We start from the raw sequence: 19,270 nt of genomic DNA, 5'->3' as shown, positions 1-19,270 counted from the left end.
CACAACCCGTGCCAGACAGGTGACAATCGCCCGATCCAGAGCTGACAAGGGGTTGCCGCGCAAGGCGACGCCTCTTGTCGTTACGAAATTTCGGTATTGACGAATTTTCGTAACGATATATCGTGAAAAACATGCACAGGCGACACCACGGCCCTGTTGCAAGCCAGACGCCTGCCCCGCAATCACCGAGGTTCCCATGTCCCCCACGTCCCCCATGCCCTCCCCGTTCGCCCTGACCGGAGACGCTCCATCCCGCCAGCAGACGCCCGACGCCACGGACCCCGCCCTGGCCCATTCGGTGCTCCGGCAGTTCGACATCAGCCCGTTCCTGGACATGATGCTCAACGTGGCCCGGGAACGCACCGTGGAAGGCCTGCTGGAGCTGACCCACCGCGTCAACCGGGGCACCCACGTCATGTGCGGGTGCATCTGGTTCGTGGATACGCCGCCCCAGGCCTCCGGCGTCACCTCCGGCCCCGGCGAGGGAGACCACGTCCTGCGCCTGATGACCGTGGCCGGACACACCGCCACCCCGGTGCGCGACTGGCGCCACGCCGAGGGCACCTACGCCGTGGTGCCGCTGTCCGAATTGCTGGTGGGGCAGGTGGCCGCGCGCGGCGAACCCACGTGGGCGGCATCGCCCGAGGACTGGGCCCGCCCCGCCTGGGCCGTGGACGAGGCCATCCACGCCTACGCGGCCTATCCGTTGCAGTTCAAGGGCAACATGATCGGGGTCATGGCCGTGTTCTACGACCGCCCCATGCGCGGGGTGCTGGCCGACCTGATGCTGCTGCACCGCAAGATGCACAAGATTTTCGCCGATTCGCTGTCCGCCGCCGTGGTCAACGCCCGCTCCTTCGAGGAAATCCAGCACCTGCGCCGGGCGCTGGAACTGGAAAACGAGCACCTGCGCGGCGAGGTGCGCCGCGCCCGCGCCCCGCACTCCATCGTGGGCGACAGCCCACCCCTGCGCCGGGCCCTGGAGCAGGTGGACATGGTGGCCCCCACCGACGCCACCGTGCTGCTGCTGGGCGAATCGGGCACCGGCAAGGAACTGGTGGCCCAGGCCATCCACGACCGCAGCCAGCGCGCCGCCGCCCCGCTGGTGCGGGTGAACTGTTCGGCCATCCCGCGCGAACTGTTCGAAAGCGAATTCTTCGGCCACGTGAAGGGCGCCTTCACCGGCGCCCTGCGCGACCGCGTGGGCCGCTTTCAACTGGCCGACGGCGGCACCCTGTTCCTGGACGAAGTGGGCGAAATACCGCTGGAATTGCAAGGCAAGCTGCTGCGTGTGCTGCAAGAGGGGGTGTTCGAGCGGGTGGGCGAGGAACGCAGCCGCAGCGTGGACGTGCGCATCATCGCCGCCACCAACCGCGACCTGCGGGCCGACGTGGAGCATGGACGCTTCCGGCAGGATCTGTTCTTCCGGCTCAGCGTGTTCCCCGTGGCCCTGCCCTCCCTGCGTGCCCGGCGCGACGACATCCCCTTGCTGGCACGGCACTTCGTGCGGGCCTCGTGCCGCCGCCTGAACCTGCCGGAGCCGCGCATCGCCCATCGCCAGATGGCCGAACTGCAATCCTATCCCTGGCCAGGCAACGTGCGCGAATTGCAGAACGTCATCGAGCGCGGGGTGATCATGGCCGAGGGCGGCGTGCTGGTGCTGGACCTGCCGCCGGAAGGCGCGATGCAGCCCGTTCCGCCCGGCGCCGCATTCGGCATGTCAGGGGGTGCGGGATACGCGGAAGGGAGCGGACCCAACGAAGCGCCATGGGAAACGGGAAAACGCGGGTACGCCGAACTAGCCGACGGTTCCGGGCAAACGGGGCCACTGGACGCCTACGCCCCCACGGGCATCATTTCCGAAGCCCGCTGGCGTGAATTGCAGCGCGTCAACATCGAACGCGCCCTCGCGGCGACGGGCGGACGCGTGCACGGACCCGGCGGCGCGGCGGAACTGCTGGGCCTGCCGCCCACCACCCTGCAATCGCGCATGAAGACACTGGGGCTGCGCGGACGCTGAACCCGCACGGGGCGTTGCCGGAAACCAAGGCCCCTCGGCATGCCTTGGCGAGCCCTGGGAGTATCCGCCCTGATCCGCCATGATCCGTTATGACCCGCCCTGATCCGCCCTGATCCGCCATGATCGGCCATGATCCGTTATGACCCGCCATGATCCGTTATGATCCGTTATGATCCGGCACGCAGGCCTCGTCCGGCAGTGCGGGACCTGGCGGTGATATTTACGCCCATCTTTGCGTGCCCCGCTTGTCATGCCCGCCGTCATGGGCGAAACTAAGGGGCGAGACTGCGGACTGGCCGCCATCCGCCCGGCGGCCACCGCACCGCACGCACCGCAGGGAGCGAGACATGAGCGACGATTCGACACATTCCAAGGGCCCCAAGGCACACAAGGCCCGCATCCTGCGCACCGTGCGCGAGGACGACAACACCACCTCCGTGTACATCGACACGGGCGACGATGAGCGCTTCCGCACCTTCCGTCCGGGGCAGTTCGCCACCCTGCGGGTGATGGAGGAGGATGGCTGGAGCGATGCCCATCCCTTCACCATCGCCGCCGCGCCCGGTGACACCGTGCGGCTGACCATCCGGGGCAAGGGGCACTTCACGTCGGAACTGGTGCCGGGCCTGCGCGACGGCGACGAAGTGCGCTGCGCAGGGCCTTACGGGGTGTTCTGCCGCGACATCGAACGGCAGGAGCAGATCGTGCTCATCGCGGGCGGGGTGGGCATCACGCCGTTCCTCAGCGTGCTGCGCAGCTTCGACCAGGCCGGGGCGACCAACCGGGTGGTGCTGTTCTGGTCCAACAAGACCTATGGCGACGCCTTTGCCGCCGAGGAACTGGAAGCCATGACCCGGCGGCTGGACCTGACCGTGGTGCATGTGCTCACGCGCGAGACGAATCCGCACCACTATGCCGACCCGGAACTGCCCGCCGTGTTCTTCGAAAAGGGACGCCTCTCGCGCGAGATGCTGGGCCGTCACGTGCAATCGGCCACGGCCTCGTTCTACCTGTGCGGTCCCGGCCCCATGCAGCAGCACGTGCTGGACGAATTGCATGCCTTCGGAGTGGACACCGGCGGCGTGGAGACGGAGCAGTTCGTCTTTTCGTAGCCTGCGCGCATGATGCGCCGCACCCTGCGGGCGTATGCCAACGCGCAGTCAACATGCCGGAATAACACTATCTACTGCTGCGGGACGCTACCGACAAGTTCCCGATACCGGGCCACCGCCTCGCTGACCAGCCCGCTGCTGGCCGCCAGCACCTCGATGCCCGCATCGGCCAGGGCCAGCCGCGCCTTGGGGCCGCATTCACCGCACAGCACCACCGTGGCCCGCGCGGCGGACAGCAGTTGCGCCACCGAGCGCCCGGCACCTTCGCGGTCGTCGCGGTGCGCGTTGCGCACGGCAATGACACCCTCGGTTTCCGTATCGGTCACCACGAACCATTCCGCCCGGCCGAACACCGGCTCCACGTTGCTGTCGGGCCGGGGCCCGTCCGCCGCCACGGCAATGCGCATGGCTCCTCCTTGGGTTTTCCTGTTATTGATGCGCCTCCGAAACGCCGTGCCCGCCAACAGTCGGCCTGTTCGAACTGCACGGCCCGCTCGCCGCGCCAACAGCATGTGACGGCCACATGTAGCGGCGCCCGACCAGGCCAGCGCCCGGCCAATATCCGGCCAATATCCGGCCAGTTGCCGGTACGCCCCCCCCCCGGCAGCCTCAACCATCGGCCCGACCATCCGCACCCGACCATCCCACCCTGCTACCAACCCCGCACGCCGCGCACCGCGTCGCGCAGTTCCCTTGCCGTCCGCTCCGGGTCGTCCGCCGCGCACAAGGCGGATACCACGGCCAGCCCGTCTGCCCCGGCACGCAACACCTCTGCCGCGTTGGTCACACCAATGCCGCCGATGGCCACCAGCGTGCGCCCCGTGGCCGCACGCAGCCGGGCCAGGCCGTCCAGCCCCCATGGCGGCGCGGTGTCCGTCTTGGTGGGGGTGGCGAACACCGGGCTCACCCCCAGGTAGTCCACGTCCAGCGTCTCGGCCTCGCGCACCTGCTCCATGGTCTCCACGGACAACCCCACAAGGGCATCGCCCCCCAGCAGCGCGCGCACGTCGGCGGGGTGCATGTCGCCCTGCCCCACGTGCACGCCGTCGGCCCCGCAGGCCAGGGCCACGTCCACCCGGTCGTTGATCAGCAGGGGCACGCCGCGCGGGGCCAGCAGCGCCTTCAGCGCGCGGGCCAGTTCCACGAATTCGCGCGTGTCCACGTGCTTTTCGCGCAGTTGCACCACGGTCACGCCGCCCGCCACCGCCGCCGTCACCACGTCGATCAGGGCGCGCCCCCGGCACAGGGCGCGGTCGGTGACCAGATATACCCCGTAATCCGCATCCCGCCGCAGAGCGCTCACGGGCGGCCCACCCGCACGCGGGCGCGGATGTCCGCTTCCGACAGGGTGTACAGGGCGTCGATGAAGTGCATGGCAAAGCTGCCCGGCCCGGCGGCGCGCTCCGCCGCCATGCTTCCGGCGGCGGACATGGCGGCCATGCCGCTCACCGCGCCTTCCAGCGGGCTGGCGGCCACGGCGGCGTGGGCGGCCACCAGCACCGTGGCGGTGCAGCCCATGCCGGTGACGCGGGGCATCAGTTCATGCCCGCCGGTGACCAGCACCACCTCGTCCCCGTCGGTGATCAGGTCCACCGGCCCGCTGACCACGGTGACGCAGTGGTGGCGGCGCGACAAGGCCCGCGCGGAATCGGCGGCGGCGTGCGCGTCGCGGGTGGAATCCACCCCGCGCGTGGCCCCCGCCGCACCGGCCAGGGCCATGATTTCCGAGCCGTTGCCGCGGACGATGGCCGGGCGCACCCGCTCCATGAGCTGCGCGGCGGTGGTGGTGCGCAGGGTGGACGCGCCCGCGCCCACCGGGTCGAGCACCACGGGTATGCCCCGCTCGCGCGCGGCGGCCCCGGCCAGGAACATGCTGTCGATCCACGGCGCGCTCAGGGTGCCGATGTTCAGCACCAGCGCGGCAACGATGTTGACCAGTTCCGCCATCTCCTCGCGCGCGTGGGCCATGATGGGCGAGGCCCCGGCGGCCAGCAGCGCGTTGGCGGTGACGTTCATGACCACGAAATTGGTGATGCTGTGCACCAGCGGAGCCTGACGCCGTACGGCGTCCACGTTGCGCCATATATGCTCGGTATGGGGCATGCGCCCTCCTTGTGATGAACTGCTCGTGTCGTCCCTGCCAGGGCAGGCAACGGAAACTTCGAAATTTCCCGGAATCGCTTCCGCATCTTACGAACGGCGGACGCCGCGTCAACCCCGCAATGCGGTGGCCGGAAACCACGCCTGCCGCAACCGTTCCAGTGCCGCCGCGATGTCCGCCTCGGACAGCATGCCGTACCCGATGAACAGACAGTTGCCGGGATACCGCCGCGCATCCGCCCAGAACGGCGATGCCGGGTATACCCGCACGCCGTGGGCCGCCGCCCGTTCCACCAGCGCGGCCTCGCCCGGCCCGCCGGGAACCTCCAGCAGCAAATGCAGCCCCGCATTGTGTCCGTGGATGCGCAGTCCATCACCCATCAGGCGGCTGGCCATGCCCACGAACACATCGTGCTTGCGCTTCTTGGCCAGGCATATCCGCCGCAGATGCCGTTCCCAATGCCCTTCGGCCATGAAGCGGGCCAGCACGGCCTGCTCCAGCCAGGGCACCGTGCACTGGAACCCCGCAAATACCGAGCGGAACCTGTCCGCCAGTTGCTCCGGCAGCACCATGTACGACATGCGCATGCCGGGCGAGAGGGTTTTGGAAAAGGTGCCGGTGTAGATGACCCGGCCATGCCGGTCGATGGACTGCAACGAGGGAATGGGCCTGCCGTCGTAGCGCAGTTCGCTGTCGTAGTCGTCCTCCACGATCCACGCGCCACGCTCCGTGGCCCAGTTGAGAATTTCCATGCGGCGGCAGATGGGCGTCACCGCGCCGGTGGGAAACTGGTGCGACGGGGCGATGTGCACCACCCGCGCGGACGACGCGCGCAGCGCGGTCACGTCGATGCCGTCCTCGGAGACGGGGATGGGAATGGTGCGAAAGCCGAAGCATTCATAGGCCCGCCTGGCTCCGTTGTAGGCGGGGTCTTCCAGCGCGACCTGCCCGTGCTCGTGGTGCAGCAGGCGCGTCACCGCCATGATCGACGGCTGCAGTCCGCTGCACATGACCACCTGGTCCTCGGTGCAGCGCACGCCCCGGCTGCGGTACAGGTAGGCCGCCAGTTCCGCCCGCAGGTGGCGGTCGCCGTGGGCATCGCCATACACATGCATGCCGTCGGAGGCGACGCGCCCGGTCCGCGCCTCCTCCATCACCGCGAACAGCAGCTTGCGCCAGACGGCATAGGGAAAGGTGGAGGCATCCAGATTGCCGTAGTGAAAATCGTAGTCCGGCGAACGCCGGATGGCGGGGGCACGTCCGTGTCCGACATTGCCGCCGCCTTGCGCCGCAGGGCGTTCCGCCGCGTGCAGGTCGCGCTGGATCACGTTCACCCGGTACCCGGAACGCGGCAACACCGACACGTATCCTTCCAGCACCAGTTGGGCGTAAGCGTTTTCCACCGTGTTCTTTCCGGCGCGCAGATCGCGGGCCAGGGCGCGGATGGACGGCAGGCGCATGCCCTGCGGCAGCGCGCCGGAAAGGATGTCCTGCTTCAACTGGTCGTAAATCTGCTGGTAAAGCGGTGCAGCGGCGGTGGCATCCAGATGCAGCATGGAACACTCCGGCGGTACGGTGGCGGAATTGGCGACTATCGGCCCAAAAGACTGTCCGCTGCCATAAAAGCAAACTGTCCCTACCCATATGCAGCATAAATGCACTAATTGCGGGGACAGAAAACATCTACCCGGAGGTTCCCATGCAGGCAAGAATGAAAGACTACCCCCTCTCGCCGGAGCAGATAGCCCACCTGCTGGACACGGAACTTGTGGGCAGGCTGGCCACCAACGGCGCCGACGGCTGCCCGTACGTCACGCCGGTCCATTTCGCCGTCATGGACGGCACCGTCTACATCCACGGACTGGCCGCGGGCGAAAAGCTGAACAACATCAAGCGCGACCCCATGGTCGGGTTCGAGGTGGACAAGATCCTCTCGCTCATCCACCACCCCGACCTGCCCTGCGACACCAACACCGCCTACGAAAGCGTGATCATCCGGGGCCGGGCGTCGGTGGTGCAGGACACCGCCGCCGTGAGCCGCGTGCTGGACGCCATTGTCGCCAAGTACACCCCGCAGCACGCCGGCAAGGGGTACCCGCCCAACATGCTGAAGATGACCGCCGTCATCGCCGTGAACGTCACGTCGTGCACGGGCAAGTTCTATCCCGCCTAGGGACTGTCCCTGCGTTGCCTTTTCGCCCGTTGACGGCATGACGCGGCACACGAAAAGGGGCGCCCCACCGGCATGGTGGAGCGCCCCATCGTCATGGCAACGATCATCGCTGCGGCGTCGGCGGGCGAACGCGGGGTCCGCCAGCAACGATGCCCAGGCGCGGTTAGGACGCGGTTAGGACGCGCTTGCCTGCCCCTTGCCAAGGTACTCGCGCAGGCACTGCCCGAGGCGCGCGATGCCCTCGTCGATCAGTTCCGGGCTGGAGTTGGAGAAGTTCAGGCGGAAGGTGTCGTCGGTCTCGTCCACGTAGAACGGACGCCCCGGCACGAAGGCCACCTTGCGCTCGATGGCCTTGTGGAACAGCGCCTCGGCGGAAATGCCCTCGGGCAGGGTACACCACAGGAACATGCCGCCTTCCGGCTCGGTGTAGGCCACCTCTTCCGGAAAATGCTGGCGGATGGCCTGCACCATGGCGTCGCGCTGGGCGCCGTAACGGGCGCGGATGGACGCGATGTGGGTGTCCACGTCGTTGTCCGTCAGGTAGCGGTGCAGGATGCGCTGGGTAAAACCGGGGGTGTGCAGGTCGCTGGCCTGTTTGGCGGTGATCATGGGGTTCAGCACCTCCTGCGGCGCGCACACCCAGCCCAGGCGCAACCCCGGCGACACCACCTTGGAGAACGAGCCCAGCAGCACGGACGGCGCACTGGCGTAGGCCCGCACCGGCGGCAGGTGCTGCCCCATGAAGCGCAGCTCGCCATAGGGGTTGTCCTCCACCAGCAGGCAGCCGGCTTCGGCCATGATGTCGGCCACCTCGCGGCGGGTCTGCTCGTCATAGGTGATGCCGGACGGATTCTGGAAGCTGGGCACGGCGTAGAACACCTGCGCGCCCTTGGCCGCCTTGCGCAGGGCATCCGTATCCACCCCGCGCGGGGTCAGGGGCACGGTGACGAAGTCCGGCCCGAACACGGCAAAACACTGGATGGCCCCCAGGTAGCCGGGACGTTCCATGACCACCTTGCCGCCCCGGTCGATGCACGCCTTGGCCACCAGGTCCAGGGCCTGCTGCGAGCCGGTGGTGATCAGGATGTCGTCGGGCGAGACATGGATGCCCTGCCGCTTGTAGCGGTCGGCGATCCACTGCCGCAGGGGCGGAAAACCTTCGGTGGTGGTGTATTGCAGGGCTTCCGGCCCGGCCTCTTCCAGCACGCTGGCCGCCGCGCTGGCCACCGCGTCCACCGGAAACGACGCCGGGTGCGGCAGCCCCCCGGCAAAGGAAATGATGTCCGGTTGCGCCGTCACCTTCAGGATTTCACGGATGTAGGAACGGGGCACGCTTTCCATGCGTTGGGCAAGACGCATCGCTGTATCCTCCGCCATCACTCTGGACGGCACGTATCTGTGCGGGCAACCGGCCCGCGTGGGGTCTGCCGGATATGCGGTGAAACTTTTGAGGCTGTCCGTAACTCCGTGACGACAGGCGTCAGTTGGTGACGTCGGGTTCATCTCCGGCCATGAATCCTTCCGGCATGGAGATGATCGAAATGTCGTGCTTGTCGGCCAGGGCCAGGCTTTCCTCGCGGTCGAAGAACAGGGTCTTGCCCGCTTCCAGCGCAAGGCAGGTGTAGCCGTAATCGGCCAGCACCCGGATGGTGCCCGCGCCCAGCGCGGGCAGGTCGATGCGGTCGTCCTGGCCGGGTTTGACCACCTTCACCGCCACGCATCCCTCGCCGCCCAGTTCGCCGCCTCGGCGCAGGGTGGCATCGGTGCCTTCCATGCCTTCCACGGCCACGGTCATGCCACGCTTGACCACGATGCACTGGCCGATGTCCAGCCGCCCCAGCACATGGGCGATGGGCCAGCCGTAGCGGATGTCTGCCCATTCCTCGTCGCTGGGGGGACGCCTGGTCAGCACGCCCTCGGGCGCGCGCAGGCCGGGCACCAGCGAGGCGGGCTGCACCACGGCCAGCCCTTCCGCTTCCAGTTCGTCGATCACCGCGCGCAGGATGGCGTCGTCGCCCTTGGCCCGCAGGCGGAACAAGACCTTTGCCGCCCGCAGGTCGGGCCGCAGGTCCAGCGCACGCGGCTTGCTGATGGCCCCGGCAAGGCACAGGCGGCGCACCCCGTTGTCACGAAAGAAGTCGATGAGCTTGCCAAGCTGCCCCAGGTGCAGCATGGCGAAGGCGTCCGCCTCGTGCTCCAGCGCCTCGTCGGTGTGGCCGTGAAAGCCGCACATGACCACGGATAGCCCTTCGGCGCGCGCGCCGCGCGCCACCAGCGCCGGAAACTGTCCCTTGCCTGCGATGATGCCGATGGATTCGTTGCTCATGCTGCTCCCGTGCGGGTGTGTGCCGTGTGCGTATGCTTCGTGCGTGAGGTTGCCGTGCCGCCGGGCCTGGCGCCTGGTTCGTCCCGTGTCGCCCCGGTCGTCCCGGTCGCCCCAGTTGCGCCAGTCGCCCCGGTCGTCCCGGTCGCCCCAGTTGCGCCAGTCGCCCCGGTCGTCCCGGTCGCCCCAGTCGCGCCGGGGGCGCGTCCGCCGCCAAAAACGGCGAAGGGGGAAAGGAGCCGTGGCCCGCTTTCCCCCTTTGGCGGAATGCCGGTGCATTCCGTACGGGCTATACGGGCGTCCCCTGCGATGCGGGCAGAATGCCGCGTTCGCTGGCGCGAATGAACTCTACGAATAGAAGAACTTCGGGGTAGTTGCCAAGCTCGTATTCCAGCTGTTCCAAGGCCTCCTTGCGGGGCACCTCGGAATTCCAGACCAGCCGGTAGGCGTTCTTCAGCGCGGCGATAAGCTCGCGCGAGGCCTGCATGCGGCGCAGTCCCACCAGGTTGGGGCTGTGCACCCCGGCGCGATGGCCCACGGCCAGCATGAACGGGGGCAGGTCCTGCGCGATGCCGCTCATGCCGCCCACGAAGGCGTGACCGCCGATGCGCACGAACTGGTGCACGGCGGAAAGGCCGCTGAGAATCACGTGGTCGCCCACGTGCACGTGCCCGGCCAGGGTTGCGCCGTTGGACATGACGATGCCGTCGCCCAGCACGCAGTCATGCGCAACGTGGGTGTAGGCCATCAGCAGGTTGTTGCTGCCGATGCGGGTCACCCCGCCGCCGCCCTCTGTACCCCGGTGCAGCGTGGCGAATTCGCGCACGGTGTTACCGTCGCCCATTTCCAGGGTGGTGACTTCGCCATGAAATTTCAGGTCCTGCGGCTCGCCGCCCACGCAGGCATAGGAGTGGATGTGGTTGCGCGCGCCCATGCGGGTGTGGCTCTTGACCGAGGCAAATGCGTCGATGCGCGTATCCGCCCCGATGACCACGTCCTCTTCGACAACGGCGCAGGGGCCGACCACCACGCCGTCGCCAAGCCGGGCACTTTCGTGCACGAACGCGGAAGGATGCACCTGCGCGGCCACTACATGTCCTCCCTGTTGGTCACGGCGGCGGTCATCACAGCCTCTGCGGCCAGCTTGCCGTCCACGTAGGCGAAGCCTTCCATCTTCCACAGCTTCAGCTTGTGGCGCAGCAGGCGGCAGTGCAGTTCCAGCTTGTCGCCGGGGTAGACCGGCTTGCGGAAGCGCACCGACTCGATGCCGGTGAACAGGAACAGCTTGTCCTCCACGGGGGTGTCGGTGCTCTTGACCACCAGAATGCCACCGGCCTGGGCCAGGGCTTCCATGATCAGCACGCCCGGCATCACGGGCACGCCGGGAAAGTGCCCCTCGAAGAACGGCTCGTTCATGGTCACGTTCTTGTATCCCTTGATGTACTCGCCGGGGACGTATTCCGTCACCCTGTCCACCAGCAGAAAGGGATAGCGATGGGGCAGAAGGCCCAGAATCTGGCGGATATCGAGGATGTTCTGTGCGGGGTCGGTCATGTCATTCCTTGGCGGCGAGCTTTTTCAGTTCCTCAAGCTCTTTTTCGAGCTTGCCGATGCGCTTGTACATGTCGGGGAGCTTGGGCATCACGGTCAGGGTGCGCATGTAGGTGGACTTGTCCACGGCGGGTGCGCCGCCCATGGTTTCGCCGTCGGGAATGCTCTTGGCCACGCCCGACTTGGGCCCCAGGGTCACCCCGTTGCCGATGGAAAGATGCCCGGCCACGCCTACCTGCCCGGCCATGGTCACGTCGTCGCCCACCTTGGTGGAGCCGGAAATGCCCACCTGCGAAACGATCAGGCAGTTGCGTCCCATTTCGACGTTATGGCCGATCTGCACCAGATTGTCGATCTTGGTCCCGTCGCCCACGCAGGTCACGCCCAGCACCGAGCGGTCGATGGCGGAGTTGGCGCCTACCTCCACATCGTTGCCAAGGCGCACGGTGCCCACCTGCGGAATCTTCTGGATGCCGAAGTCGGTGCGGGCAAAACCGAAGCCATCGGCCCCCAGCACCACCCCGGCATGCAGGATGCAGCCGCTGCCGATTTCGGTCCCGGCCATCAGCACCGCATTGGGGTACAGCAGGCAGCCGGACCCCACGTGGCAGTCCTCGCCCACGTACACGCCGGGAAAGAGAACGGACCCCGCGCCGATATGCGCACGGGGTCCGACGAATGCAAAGGGATAGACGGTGCAGCCTTCGCCCAGTTCCGCCTCGGGGTGCACGAACGCCATGTCGCTCACGCCCGAAAGACTGCCCTGCGCCTTGGAAAACAGGGCCAGGGTACGCCCGAAGTCGAAGTACGGATTGGCGCTGATCAGGGCGCACGGCACGGCGTCCGCATGCTCCGCCGCCACGATCACCGCGCCTGCGCGGGTGGTCGCCAGCAGATGGGTGTACCTGGGGTTCGCCAGAAAGCTCACCTCGGCGGGGCCCGCCGCCTCAAGGGTGTTCACACCCTCGATCGCGCGGTCTTCACCACGCAGTTCGAGTCCCAGCAGCCCCGCCAACTCGGAAAGCAGTCTGGCCATCAGCCCCCCGCTACTTCTTGCCCGCGCGGTACACGCGGTTCACTTCGTCCAGCAGTTCCTTGGTCACGTCGATGGTCTTGTCGGCATGCACCACGCCAGCGGCGGCACCGTCGAGAATCAGGGTGTAGCCCTTCTTCTCGCCGTATTCCTTGGCGGCCTTCAGGATGATGGCGGCCATTTCCTGGCGCACGCGCACTTCGGCGGATTCGACCTTGCGGGCAAAGGCGCGGGTCTTGTCTTCAAGGTCGCGCTTCAGGCGGATGAACTCCACCTTCTTGTCTTCCTTGGCTTCAGCGGACAGAGCGGCGGACTGGACCTTCATGTCCTCGGCCTTCTTCTTCAGGTCGTTGGCCTGCTTTTCCAGCTGGTCCCTTTCTGCGCCGAAGGTGGCCTTCATCTTCTTCTGGGCGTCCTGCGCGGCTTCGCTCTGGGAGGCGATGGCCTGCATGTTGACGATGGCGATCTTCATGTCGGCGGCAACGGCAACGGCGGTCCAGGCAAGGACGAAGGCCGCGGCCAGGATGAGAACTCTACGCATGCGAAGCGACTCCTTTGAAAACACCTTGGATGAGTTGCAGCCGGAAACCGGCGTAGCTTGCAATGAATGCGATGTGGCGGATGCCGATTCGCGGGCGCCCCGAGCGTTGCCCGACGTTACCGGACGCCGCCCGACGCCCGACCGGCACCATTCCCCCGGTACCTGCCGCATGCCGCGCCAAGGGGCGCGATATGCAGGGGTTCGCGGTCAGTTATCCCCTTGTCGGTGGGGCGTCAAGCGACGCGACATCACTGCGAAAAACGGGCAAGTTTGCGCTTGTACGAGGCCACGCCCTCGGCGATGCCGTCGGCCAGCGTGGAGAGGTACTTTTCAGAGTTCAGACGGCGGGCCTCGTCGGGGTTGGTGCAGTAGCCAAGCTCCACCAGCACCGAGGGCATGCGCGCCCCCATCAGCACATAGAACGGGGCCGAACGCACGCCGTTGTCATGGGCGGGAAAACCCCCGCGCCGCAACCGCCCCAGGGCGGAATCCTGCACGAAGTTGGCCACGTCGCGCGATTCCTGCGTCTTGGCGTTGAGCATGAGATCCGTGAGGATGAATTGCAGGTCGCTGAGGCTTTTCTCGCTGACGGCGTTTTCGCGCGCGGCCACACGGGTGGCGCTGTCCGATCGCGCAAGGTCGAGGTAGTAGGTCTCGAAGCCGCAGATGCGCGGGTCGGTATTGGCGTTGACGTGCAGCGACAGGAACAGGTCGGCCTTCTTGTCGTTGGCGTTGGCGGTGCGCCTGTCCAACGGCACGAAAACATCCTTGTCGCGGGTGTAGATGACCGAAAAGCCCATGCGGCGCAAGCGTTCGCCCACCATCTTGGCCATCTTGAGCGTCAGGTTTCGTTCCACGATGCCGTTCCCCATGGCGCCGGGGTCCTTGCCGCCGTGGCCTGCGTCGATCAGCACGGTATGCACGGTCAGGCCCAGTTGTTCCACCAGGTCCTTGGGCGGGGCGGAGGGCGTGGCCCTGTCCGCCTCACGCACCGGCACGGACACGCGGCTGTCGTCGGGCCGCTGGCCATCGGGCAGAGCCGCGTCGGTGGCCCCCACCTCTATGACCACCCGATACGGATTGCGCACGGCCTGCACCTTGTAGCGCCTGAGCGCCTTGAAATCCAGGATGACCCGGGTGTGGCCGGACGAGGGCTGGTCGGAACGCACCCGCGTCAGCAGCGCGCCGGACACCTTGGCGCCGGGCTTCACGGCGTCGTCGGGCAGGGCATCGGAAAAGTCGATGTACAGGCGCGGCGGACGCCCCGCGCCATTGTCCGGCGCGGCATACTGGCTGCGCCATTCCGTCTCGCGCGAAAGCTCGATGGTGATGGTGGCCCGGTCGTTGTCCGCGCGCCACGACACCTGGCGCAGCACTGCGGGCTTGCCACCGCGCGCGGGCGCGGCAGGAGACGCGGCCTTTCCCGACTGCCCAGACGGAACGGCTGAACCAGGCGCGCCCTGCCGGGCAGATGCCGTGATGCGCGCGGCGGTCAGGTCCGCCAGCAGGGCGCGGGCCTCTCCGGCCATGTCGCCCTTGGGGTAGCGGCGCAACTGCGCTTCCAGCAACTGGTGCGCCCCCTCGGCGTCGTCCAGCCGGGTGACCCGCAACCGCGCGGCCCGCAGCATGCAGTCGTCGGCCAGCGAATCGTCGGGGTAGGCGGCCACCACCTCGTTATAGCGGGTCACCGCCGTGAGAAAATCGTCCTTCCGCCACGAGCGCGAGGCCAGTTCCTCTTGCGCCACGGCCATGCCGTAGGCGGAGTTGGGGGCCAGATCCCCTTCCGGCGCGGCATCCCGGGCGCCCTCGTACAGGGCCATCACGCGCAGCCACGGCTCGCGCAGGGCCGCCCGTTTGGCGTCGCCGCGCACGGCCTCCAGTTCCTTGCGGGCCTCCGCATACAGCTTCGCGGCCTTGGCCGGGTCGCTGCGGGCGGCCTTCTTCGCCTTGGCGGGTGCCTTGGGGGTCGGAACGCCGTCCGATGCAGAGGCCACCGCCACCCCGCCGTCCGAAGACCGTGCGGAATCGCCCGTCACCTTGGCGGCGGGCACGTCGCCGTCCTGCTCCAGACGCCCGGACCGCCCCACGGCCACCGGCGCCGTGGGCGCATCACCGCCGGGCGTGCCGGAAAGCGCCGCCAACAGGTCGCGGGCTGGGTCGGCCATGTCGCCGCTGGGATAGCGGGTCAGGATGGTGTCCAGCAGTTTGCGCGAGGCCGCAACATCCCCAAGGCGGTTGCCCCGGATGTCCGCCGCGTGCAGCAACGCGTCGTCGGCCAGCACATGCCAGGCATATTTGGCCGCCACCCGCTCGAAACGGCGGGCCGCATCCTCGAAGTCGGTCTTGCGATAGGAGCGGCTGGCCAGTTCTTCCACGGCCAGCGCGCCGTGAAACATGGCGGCGGGCACGTTGGGCCAGCGCGGATAGTCGCGGACCGTGCCGTCGAACCGCGACACGACCCGTTCCCACGGTTCGCGCAGCGCGCCGCGCCGGGCATCCCGCTTCAGGGACTCCAGCTCTTTCTTGGCGGCGGCGTACGCGGACGCGGCATCGGCGGCCTTCGCCGGTGCGGGAAGGCCGATGCAGTAAACGAATGTGAGGGAAAGCAGAAGGAGAGCGAAAAACCTGTGCATGTCCGTTCCTGGGTTCCGCCGGGCGGCCACGGCGCAGTGCAGCCTGCAGCACCCCGGACGGGCTGCGGCGGCGGCAAACCCTACCGCAACCCGCGCATCGTTGGCAACCCGTACCCGCGCGCGGGCCTGCCGGGCAGATCTGCCGAACGCGCTGGCCGACACGTATGCCGACAAGCGCCGCACCCAGACGACGAAGCGGACGACGAAGCGGACGACGAAGCGGACGGCGAAGCCATCAGGCCCGGCGGGCGAGCGGCATCCGGCGTCCACATGGCATGCCGCCACGCGCTGCCGCCTGCCACGCAAACGGGGCGCGGCCTGCGCCGCGCCCCGTCATGTTGCGTATGCTGCTCCGCCCCGTGGGGCGCCGCAGTTGGCTAGAAGAACTGGCCCATGGAGAACTCGAAGCGGCCGTTGGTCTTGTCGCCTTCGCGGTTTTCGTCAAGCGGATAGCCGTAGGCAAAGCGCAGGTCGCCCATGGGCGAACGCCACCTGAATTCAAGCCCCACCGACTTCTTGATCTCGTCATCCCAGGTGAATTCCTCGGACGAGTCCGCGTTGAAGCCCACGTCGAAGAACGGCACCAGGGCAAGCCCCAAATCCGGCTCGAACACCCAGATGTACTCCATGTTGGCAAAGGCCATGCGGTCGCCGCCGATGCGGTCGCCGGAATCCTTGTCGCGCGGCGAGATGTCCTTGGAACTGTAACCGCGAATGGAATCGATGCCACCGATGTAGAACCGTTCGAACACCGGCACTTCCTCGTCATTCTTGGTTTCCAGCACCACGCCGCCGCGCACGCGACCGTGCAGCACATGGTTGGGACGCCACTGGTAGTACTGTTCGGTCTGTACCGTGGGCTTGAAGAAGTTGTCGTCACCCATCAGGACACCGCCGCCGTATTCGGTGAATATCTTGGTGATATTGCCCCGGGTCGGGTTTTCCTTGCTGTCCGTGGTGTCGCGGGTGATACGGCCATGCACGACGCTGGACACGTTATCGCCTTCTCGCTCGTGGATGATATCTGCCGCGTCGTCCTCGACGTCGTACAGCTTGTAGAAGTCGAGCCGGTAGCCCCAACCCACGGTGGTGTATTCACCGATGGGGTAGGCGAAACGGACGGTGTTGCCGATGGTGTTCTTGCTGAAGTCCGTGTACTCGTCGCGAATGTTGTACGCGTCGTAGCCCACCGACAGGTTGGTGTCGTTGTAGCGCGGGTTGGTGAAGGACCACTGGTACGCGGTACGGCGACCGGAGAACAGGGCCATGAACGACGTCTGGTACCCCTTGCCGAACAGGTTGCGTTCCATGATGGTGCCGGACACGCCAAACTCGTAGTAGGTGGAGTACCCGATGCCGCCGATGAGCGCGCCGGTGTTCTTCTCCTTCACCTTGACCTTCAGGTCCACTTCGTCTTCATGGTCGGTGGGCACCAGTTCCGTGCTCACGGCTTCGAAGTACTGCAGCCTGTTCAGGCGTTCCGCGCTGCGGCGCAGCTTCTTGCCCTCGAACATGTCACCGTCGGTGATGCGCAGTTCACGCAGGATGACGTTGTCGCGGGTCTTGTCGTTGCCTTCCACCAGGGCGCGGCGAATGTACACCTTCTGCCGCTTGTTCACGGTGTAGGCCACGTCCACCACGGGCTCGTCCTCGTGCTTCCTGGTACGGGGGTTCACCTCGGCGAAGGCATAGCCGTAGTCGGCGTAAAAGTCGGTAAGGGCCTTGTTGTCTTCCTGCATCACGTTGAAGCGGAAGTAGCCGTCTTCCTTCTTCACGTCGTCCAGCTTGACGATTTCAGACAGGCGGGTGTCGGGCTCGATGAGGTCGCCCGCAAAGGTCACCTCGCCCAGCTTGTAGCGCGGGCCTTCCTTGATGGCGAAGGTGACGATGATGCCGTCCTCTTCGTAGTCCACCTTGGGCGCGGCCACCATGGCGTCGAGATAGCCGTGGTTCATGCAGTAGGCGGTGATGGCGGCAGAATCGCGCTCCAGATGTTCGTCCTTGAGCACGCCGGAACCGGTGATCCACGAGAACATGCCGCGCTCGGACAGCGCCAGCTGCTTCTTCAGGTCGTCGGCATCCAGCTTTTCAATGCCTTCGAAGGCCACCTTCTTGATGTACAGCTTCTTGCCTTCCTCCACCTTCAGCACCAGGCTGGCGCCCGACCCGCCCGCACGCGAATCGATGCGGTGCGAGACCTTGGCCAGGTAGTAGCCTTCCTTGCGGTAGAGTTCGGTGACCTTCTGCAGGTCTTGCGCAAGCAGTTTTTCGTTGAGGACCGAACCGGTCTTGGTGCTCATGGCGGCAAGAATGTCGTCCACGTCCACCTTGTCCGAGCCCTCTACGGTGACGTTTTCGATGCGCGGCTTTTCCTGCACCGTGTACACGAGGATCAGGCCTTCACCGTCCTGCTCCACGTTGGCCTGCACATCGCTGAAGTAGCCAAGATCCCAGATGCGCTTCACTTCGCGGTTGATGGCTGCCGGGTCCACCGGGTCGCCCTTGCGGGTGGTCAGGCGCATCAGCACCACGTCGGGGTCCAGCACCTTGGTGCCGCGCACCTTGACGTCGGCCAGGGTGTTGCGGCGCAACAGGTCGGACGCGATGCGCTCGGCCAGTTCATCCACGGCGGGCAGGATGTTGATGAGCCCTTCCTTCTGGATGAAGAAGGGCCGCGCGGCGCGGATGCCCAGGGCGTCCACCACGCGCACGTCGATGCTGAAGCCTTCGCCCACCTGGTTGAAGCTGCCGTACACGGCAACGCCCGCGCCCGCCAGCACGGACAGGTCGCGCGCGATGGACACGTCCAGATTGGTCACGCGCTGGTCGCGCACCAGGGCCTGGGTATCCTGCCGGGCAATGACGGTAAGCCCGCGCGCCACCAGGCGCTGCGAGACGAGTTCCGGCAGGTCGTCGTTGAGATATTCGAGGTCCGGTCCGGCATTCACCTGGAAAGGCAGGACAATGACGGTGGTGTCCCTCGGCGTCTGGGCCGGAGAGGTTGCCGCGTGTGCGAGCACAAGCAGGGCCACCGCAAGGATGCGCCCCCATCTAGCGAGTCTGGTCATACAGCTCTCCGGCTCTGAGTTCTAGGCATCTGCCCATGATGTCTGCCAATTCCCGGTTATGGGTGACGATGACGAGCGTCATGCCCAGATCCCGGTTGAGTTCAAGCAGCAGGCGGGCCACCACGTCGCCGGTACGCGCGTCGAGATTGCCCGTGGGTTCGTCGGCCAGCAGCACCTTTGGCCGCATCAGGATGGCCCGCGCTATGGCGGCGCGCTGACGCTCGCCCCCCGACAGCGTGGTAACCCGGTGCGCGGTCCGGTCGGACAGGCCGACCAGGGCCAGGGTGTCGCGCGCCCGTGCAAGGGCCTGTGCGCGCGGCATGCCCGCGATGATGGCCTGCATGGCCACGTTTTCCAATGTATCGAATTCCGGAAGCAGGTGATGGAACTGGAAGACGAAGCCGATATCGCGGTTGCGCAGCCCCGCCTTCTCGTCCGGCGACATGGTTCCCATGTCCCGGCCCTGAAACAGCACCTGTCCCTGTGAGGGAGTATCAAGGGTACCCAGCAGATGCAAGAGGGTGGACTTGCCCGAGCCGGATGCTCCGACAATGGCCACCGATTCCCCCTGGCGGATGGAAAGGTCCACCCCGCGCAGGATGGTCACCTGCTCGGCCGGCCCCTCGTACTCTTTGTCCACTCCGGCAAGGCGGTACAGCGGCTCGTCCCCGGAGATGGGGGAGGACGCGTCCGGGCCATGGCCGGGGGCGGTCAT

The 19,270-nt window shown here is 66.9% G+C and carries 16 protein-coding genes; 3 read left to right on the top strand and 13 right to left on the bottom strand.

All coding sequences use genetic code 11. The features are described from left to right. Positions 1–196 precede the first annotated feature (196 nt). Complete coding sequence (locus tag DESTE_RS16010; protein ID WP_084559505.1) at positions 197–2,020, top strand: sigma-54-dependent Fis family transcriptional regulator; 1,824 nt, start codon at positions 197–199, stop codon at positions 2,018–2,020. A 347-nt stretch (positions 2,021–2,367) separates the two neighbouring features. Next, a complete protein-coding gene (locus DESTE_RS16005) occupies positions 2,368–3,132 on the top strand; it encodes a ferric reductase-like transmembrane domain-containing protein (protein WP_035068799.1) in 765 nt (254 codons plus the stop codon). Between the two features lie 71 nt (positions 3,133–3,203). Here DESTE_RS16005 and DESTE_RS16000 read toward each other — a convergent pair whose 3' ends face one another. The 4 genes from DESTE_RS16000 to pdxR all read right to left on the bottom strand — a co-directional run bounded on the left by DESTE_RS16000 (position 3,204) and on the right by pdxR (position 6,789). Beyond that, positions 3,204–3,539, bottom strand: coding sequence for a NifB/NifX family molybdenum-iron cluster-binding protein (locus DESTE_RS16000; RefSeq protein ID WP_035068797.1), 336 nt, complete (start codon positions 3,537–3,539; stop codon positions 3,204–3,206). A gap of 245 nt (positions 3,540–3,784) precedes the next feature. Then, positions 3,785–4,435, bottom strand: coding sequence for a thiamine phosphate synthase (gene thiE / locus DESTE_RS15995; RefSeq protein WP_035068794.1), 651 nt, complete (start codon positions 4,433–4,435; stop codon positions 3,785–3,787). Next, a complete protein-coding gene (gene thiM / locus DESTE_RS15990) occupies positions 4,432–5,235 on the bottom strand; it encodes a hydroxyethylthiazole kinase (RefSeq protein ID WP_035068792.1) in 804 nt (267 codons plus the stop codon). The genes thiE and thiM overlap by 4 nt, the downstream gene beginning before the upstream one ends. A 108-nt stretch (positions 5,236–5,343) precedes the next feature. Next, complete coding sequence (gene pdxR, locus DESTE_RS15985; protein WP_035068790.1) at positions 5,344–6,789, bottom strand: MocR-like pyridoxine biosynthesis transcription factor PdxR; 1,446 nt, start codon at positions 6,787–6,789, stop codon at positions 5,344–5,346. 143 nt (positions 6,790–6,932) lie between these two features. Here pdxR and DESTE_RS15980 point away from each other — a divergent pair, with 143 nt between their 5' ends. Then, entirely contained in the window at positions 6,933–7,406 is a 474-nt protein-coding gene (locus DESTE_RS15980) for a pyridoxamine 5'-phosphate oxidase family protein (protein ID WP_035068788.1), read from the top strand. Positions 7,407–7,580: 174 nt separating this feature from the next. On the opposite strand, the gene DESTE_RS15975 is transcribed toward DESTE_RS15980, so the two are convergent. The 9 genes from DESTE_RS15975 to DESTE_RS15935 form a co-directional block, all read right to left on the bottom strand. Then, positions 7,581–8,765 (bottom strand): aminotransferase-like domain-containing protein, encoded by a 1,185-nt coding sequence (locus tag DESTE_RS15975; RefSeq protein WP_035068785.1) that lies wholly within the window; start codon positions 8,763–8,765, stop codon positions 7,581–7,583. A gap of 121 nt (positions 8,766–8,886) precedes the next feature. Next, a complete protein-coding gene (locus tag DESTE_RS15970; RefSeq protein WP_035068783.1) occupies positions 8,887–9,732 on the bottom strand; it encodes an LpxI family protein in 846 nt (281 codons plus the stop codon). Positions 9,733–10,018: 286 nt separating this feature from the next. Beyond that, positions 10,019–10,819 (bottom strand): acyl-ACP--UDP-N-acetylglucosamine O-acyltransferase, encoded by an 801-nt coding sequence (lpxA, locus tag DESTE_RS15965; RefSeq protein WP_035068780.1) that lies wholly within the window; start codon positions 10,817–10,819, stop codon positions 10,019–10,021. Next, entirely contained in the window at positions 10,819–11,283 is a 465-nt protein-coding gene (gene fabZ / locus DESTE_RS15960) for a 3-hydroxyacyl-ACP dehydratase FabZ (RefSeq protein WP_007527376.1), read from the bottom strand. The genes lpxA and fabZ overlap by 1 nt, the downstream gene beginning before the upstream one ends. Before the next feature lies 1 nt (position 11,284). Next, the gene (lpxD, locus tag DESTE_RS15955; RefSeq protein WP_035068777.1) at positions 11,285–12,316 is read right to left on the bottom strand and encodes a UDP-3-O-(3-hydroxymyristoyl)glucosamine N-acyltransferase; all 1,032 of its coding nucleotides are present in this window, start codon (positions 12,314–12,316) and stop codon (positions 11,285–11,287) included. A 10-nt stretch (positions 12,317–12,326) separates the two neighbouring features. Next, positions 12,327–12,854: an OmpH/Skp family outer membrane protein gene (locus tag DESTE_RS15950; RefSeq protein WP_035068775.1), complete on the bottom strand. Its 528-nt coding sequence runs from the start codon at positions 12,852–12,854 to the stop codon at positions 12,327–12,329. 248 nt (positions 12,855–13,102) lie between these two features. Further along, positions 13,103–15,487 (bottom strand): N-acetylmuramoyl-L-alanine amidase, encoded by a 2,385-nt coding sequence (locus DESTE_RS15945; RefSeq protein ID WP_035068772.1) that lies wholly within the window; start codon positions 15,485–15,487, stop codon positions 13,103–13,105. Between the two features lie 377 nt (positions 15,488–15,864). Continuing rightward, on the bottom strand, positions 15,865–18,555 hold the full coding sequence (gene bamA / locus DESTE_RS15940) for an outer membrane protein assembly factor BamA (RefSeq protein ID WP_035068770.1): 2,691 nt from the start codon (positions 18,553–18,555) through the stop codon (positions 15,865–15,867). Continuing rightward, the gene (locus tag DESTE_RS15935) at positions 18,539–19,270 is read right to left on the bottom strand and encodes an ABC transporter ATP-binding protein (RefSeq protein ID WP_051384678.1); all 732 of its coding nucleotides are present in this window, start codon (positions 19,268–19,270) and stop codon (positions 18,539–18,541) included. The genes bamA and DESTE_RS15935 overlap by 17 nt, the downstream gene beginning before the upstream one ends.

The organism is Nitratidesulfovibrio termitidis HI1 (assembly GCF_000504305.1).
Classification (GTDB): Bacteria; Desulfobacterota; Desulfovibrionia; order Desulfovibrionales; family Desulfovibrionaceae; genus Cupidesulfovibrio; species Cupidesulfovibrio termitidis.
The sequence above is the reverse complement of the archived record's forward strand: the minus strand, read 5'-3'. Positions and strand labels throughout refer to the sequence as shown.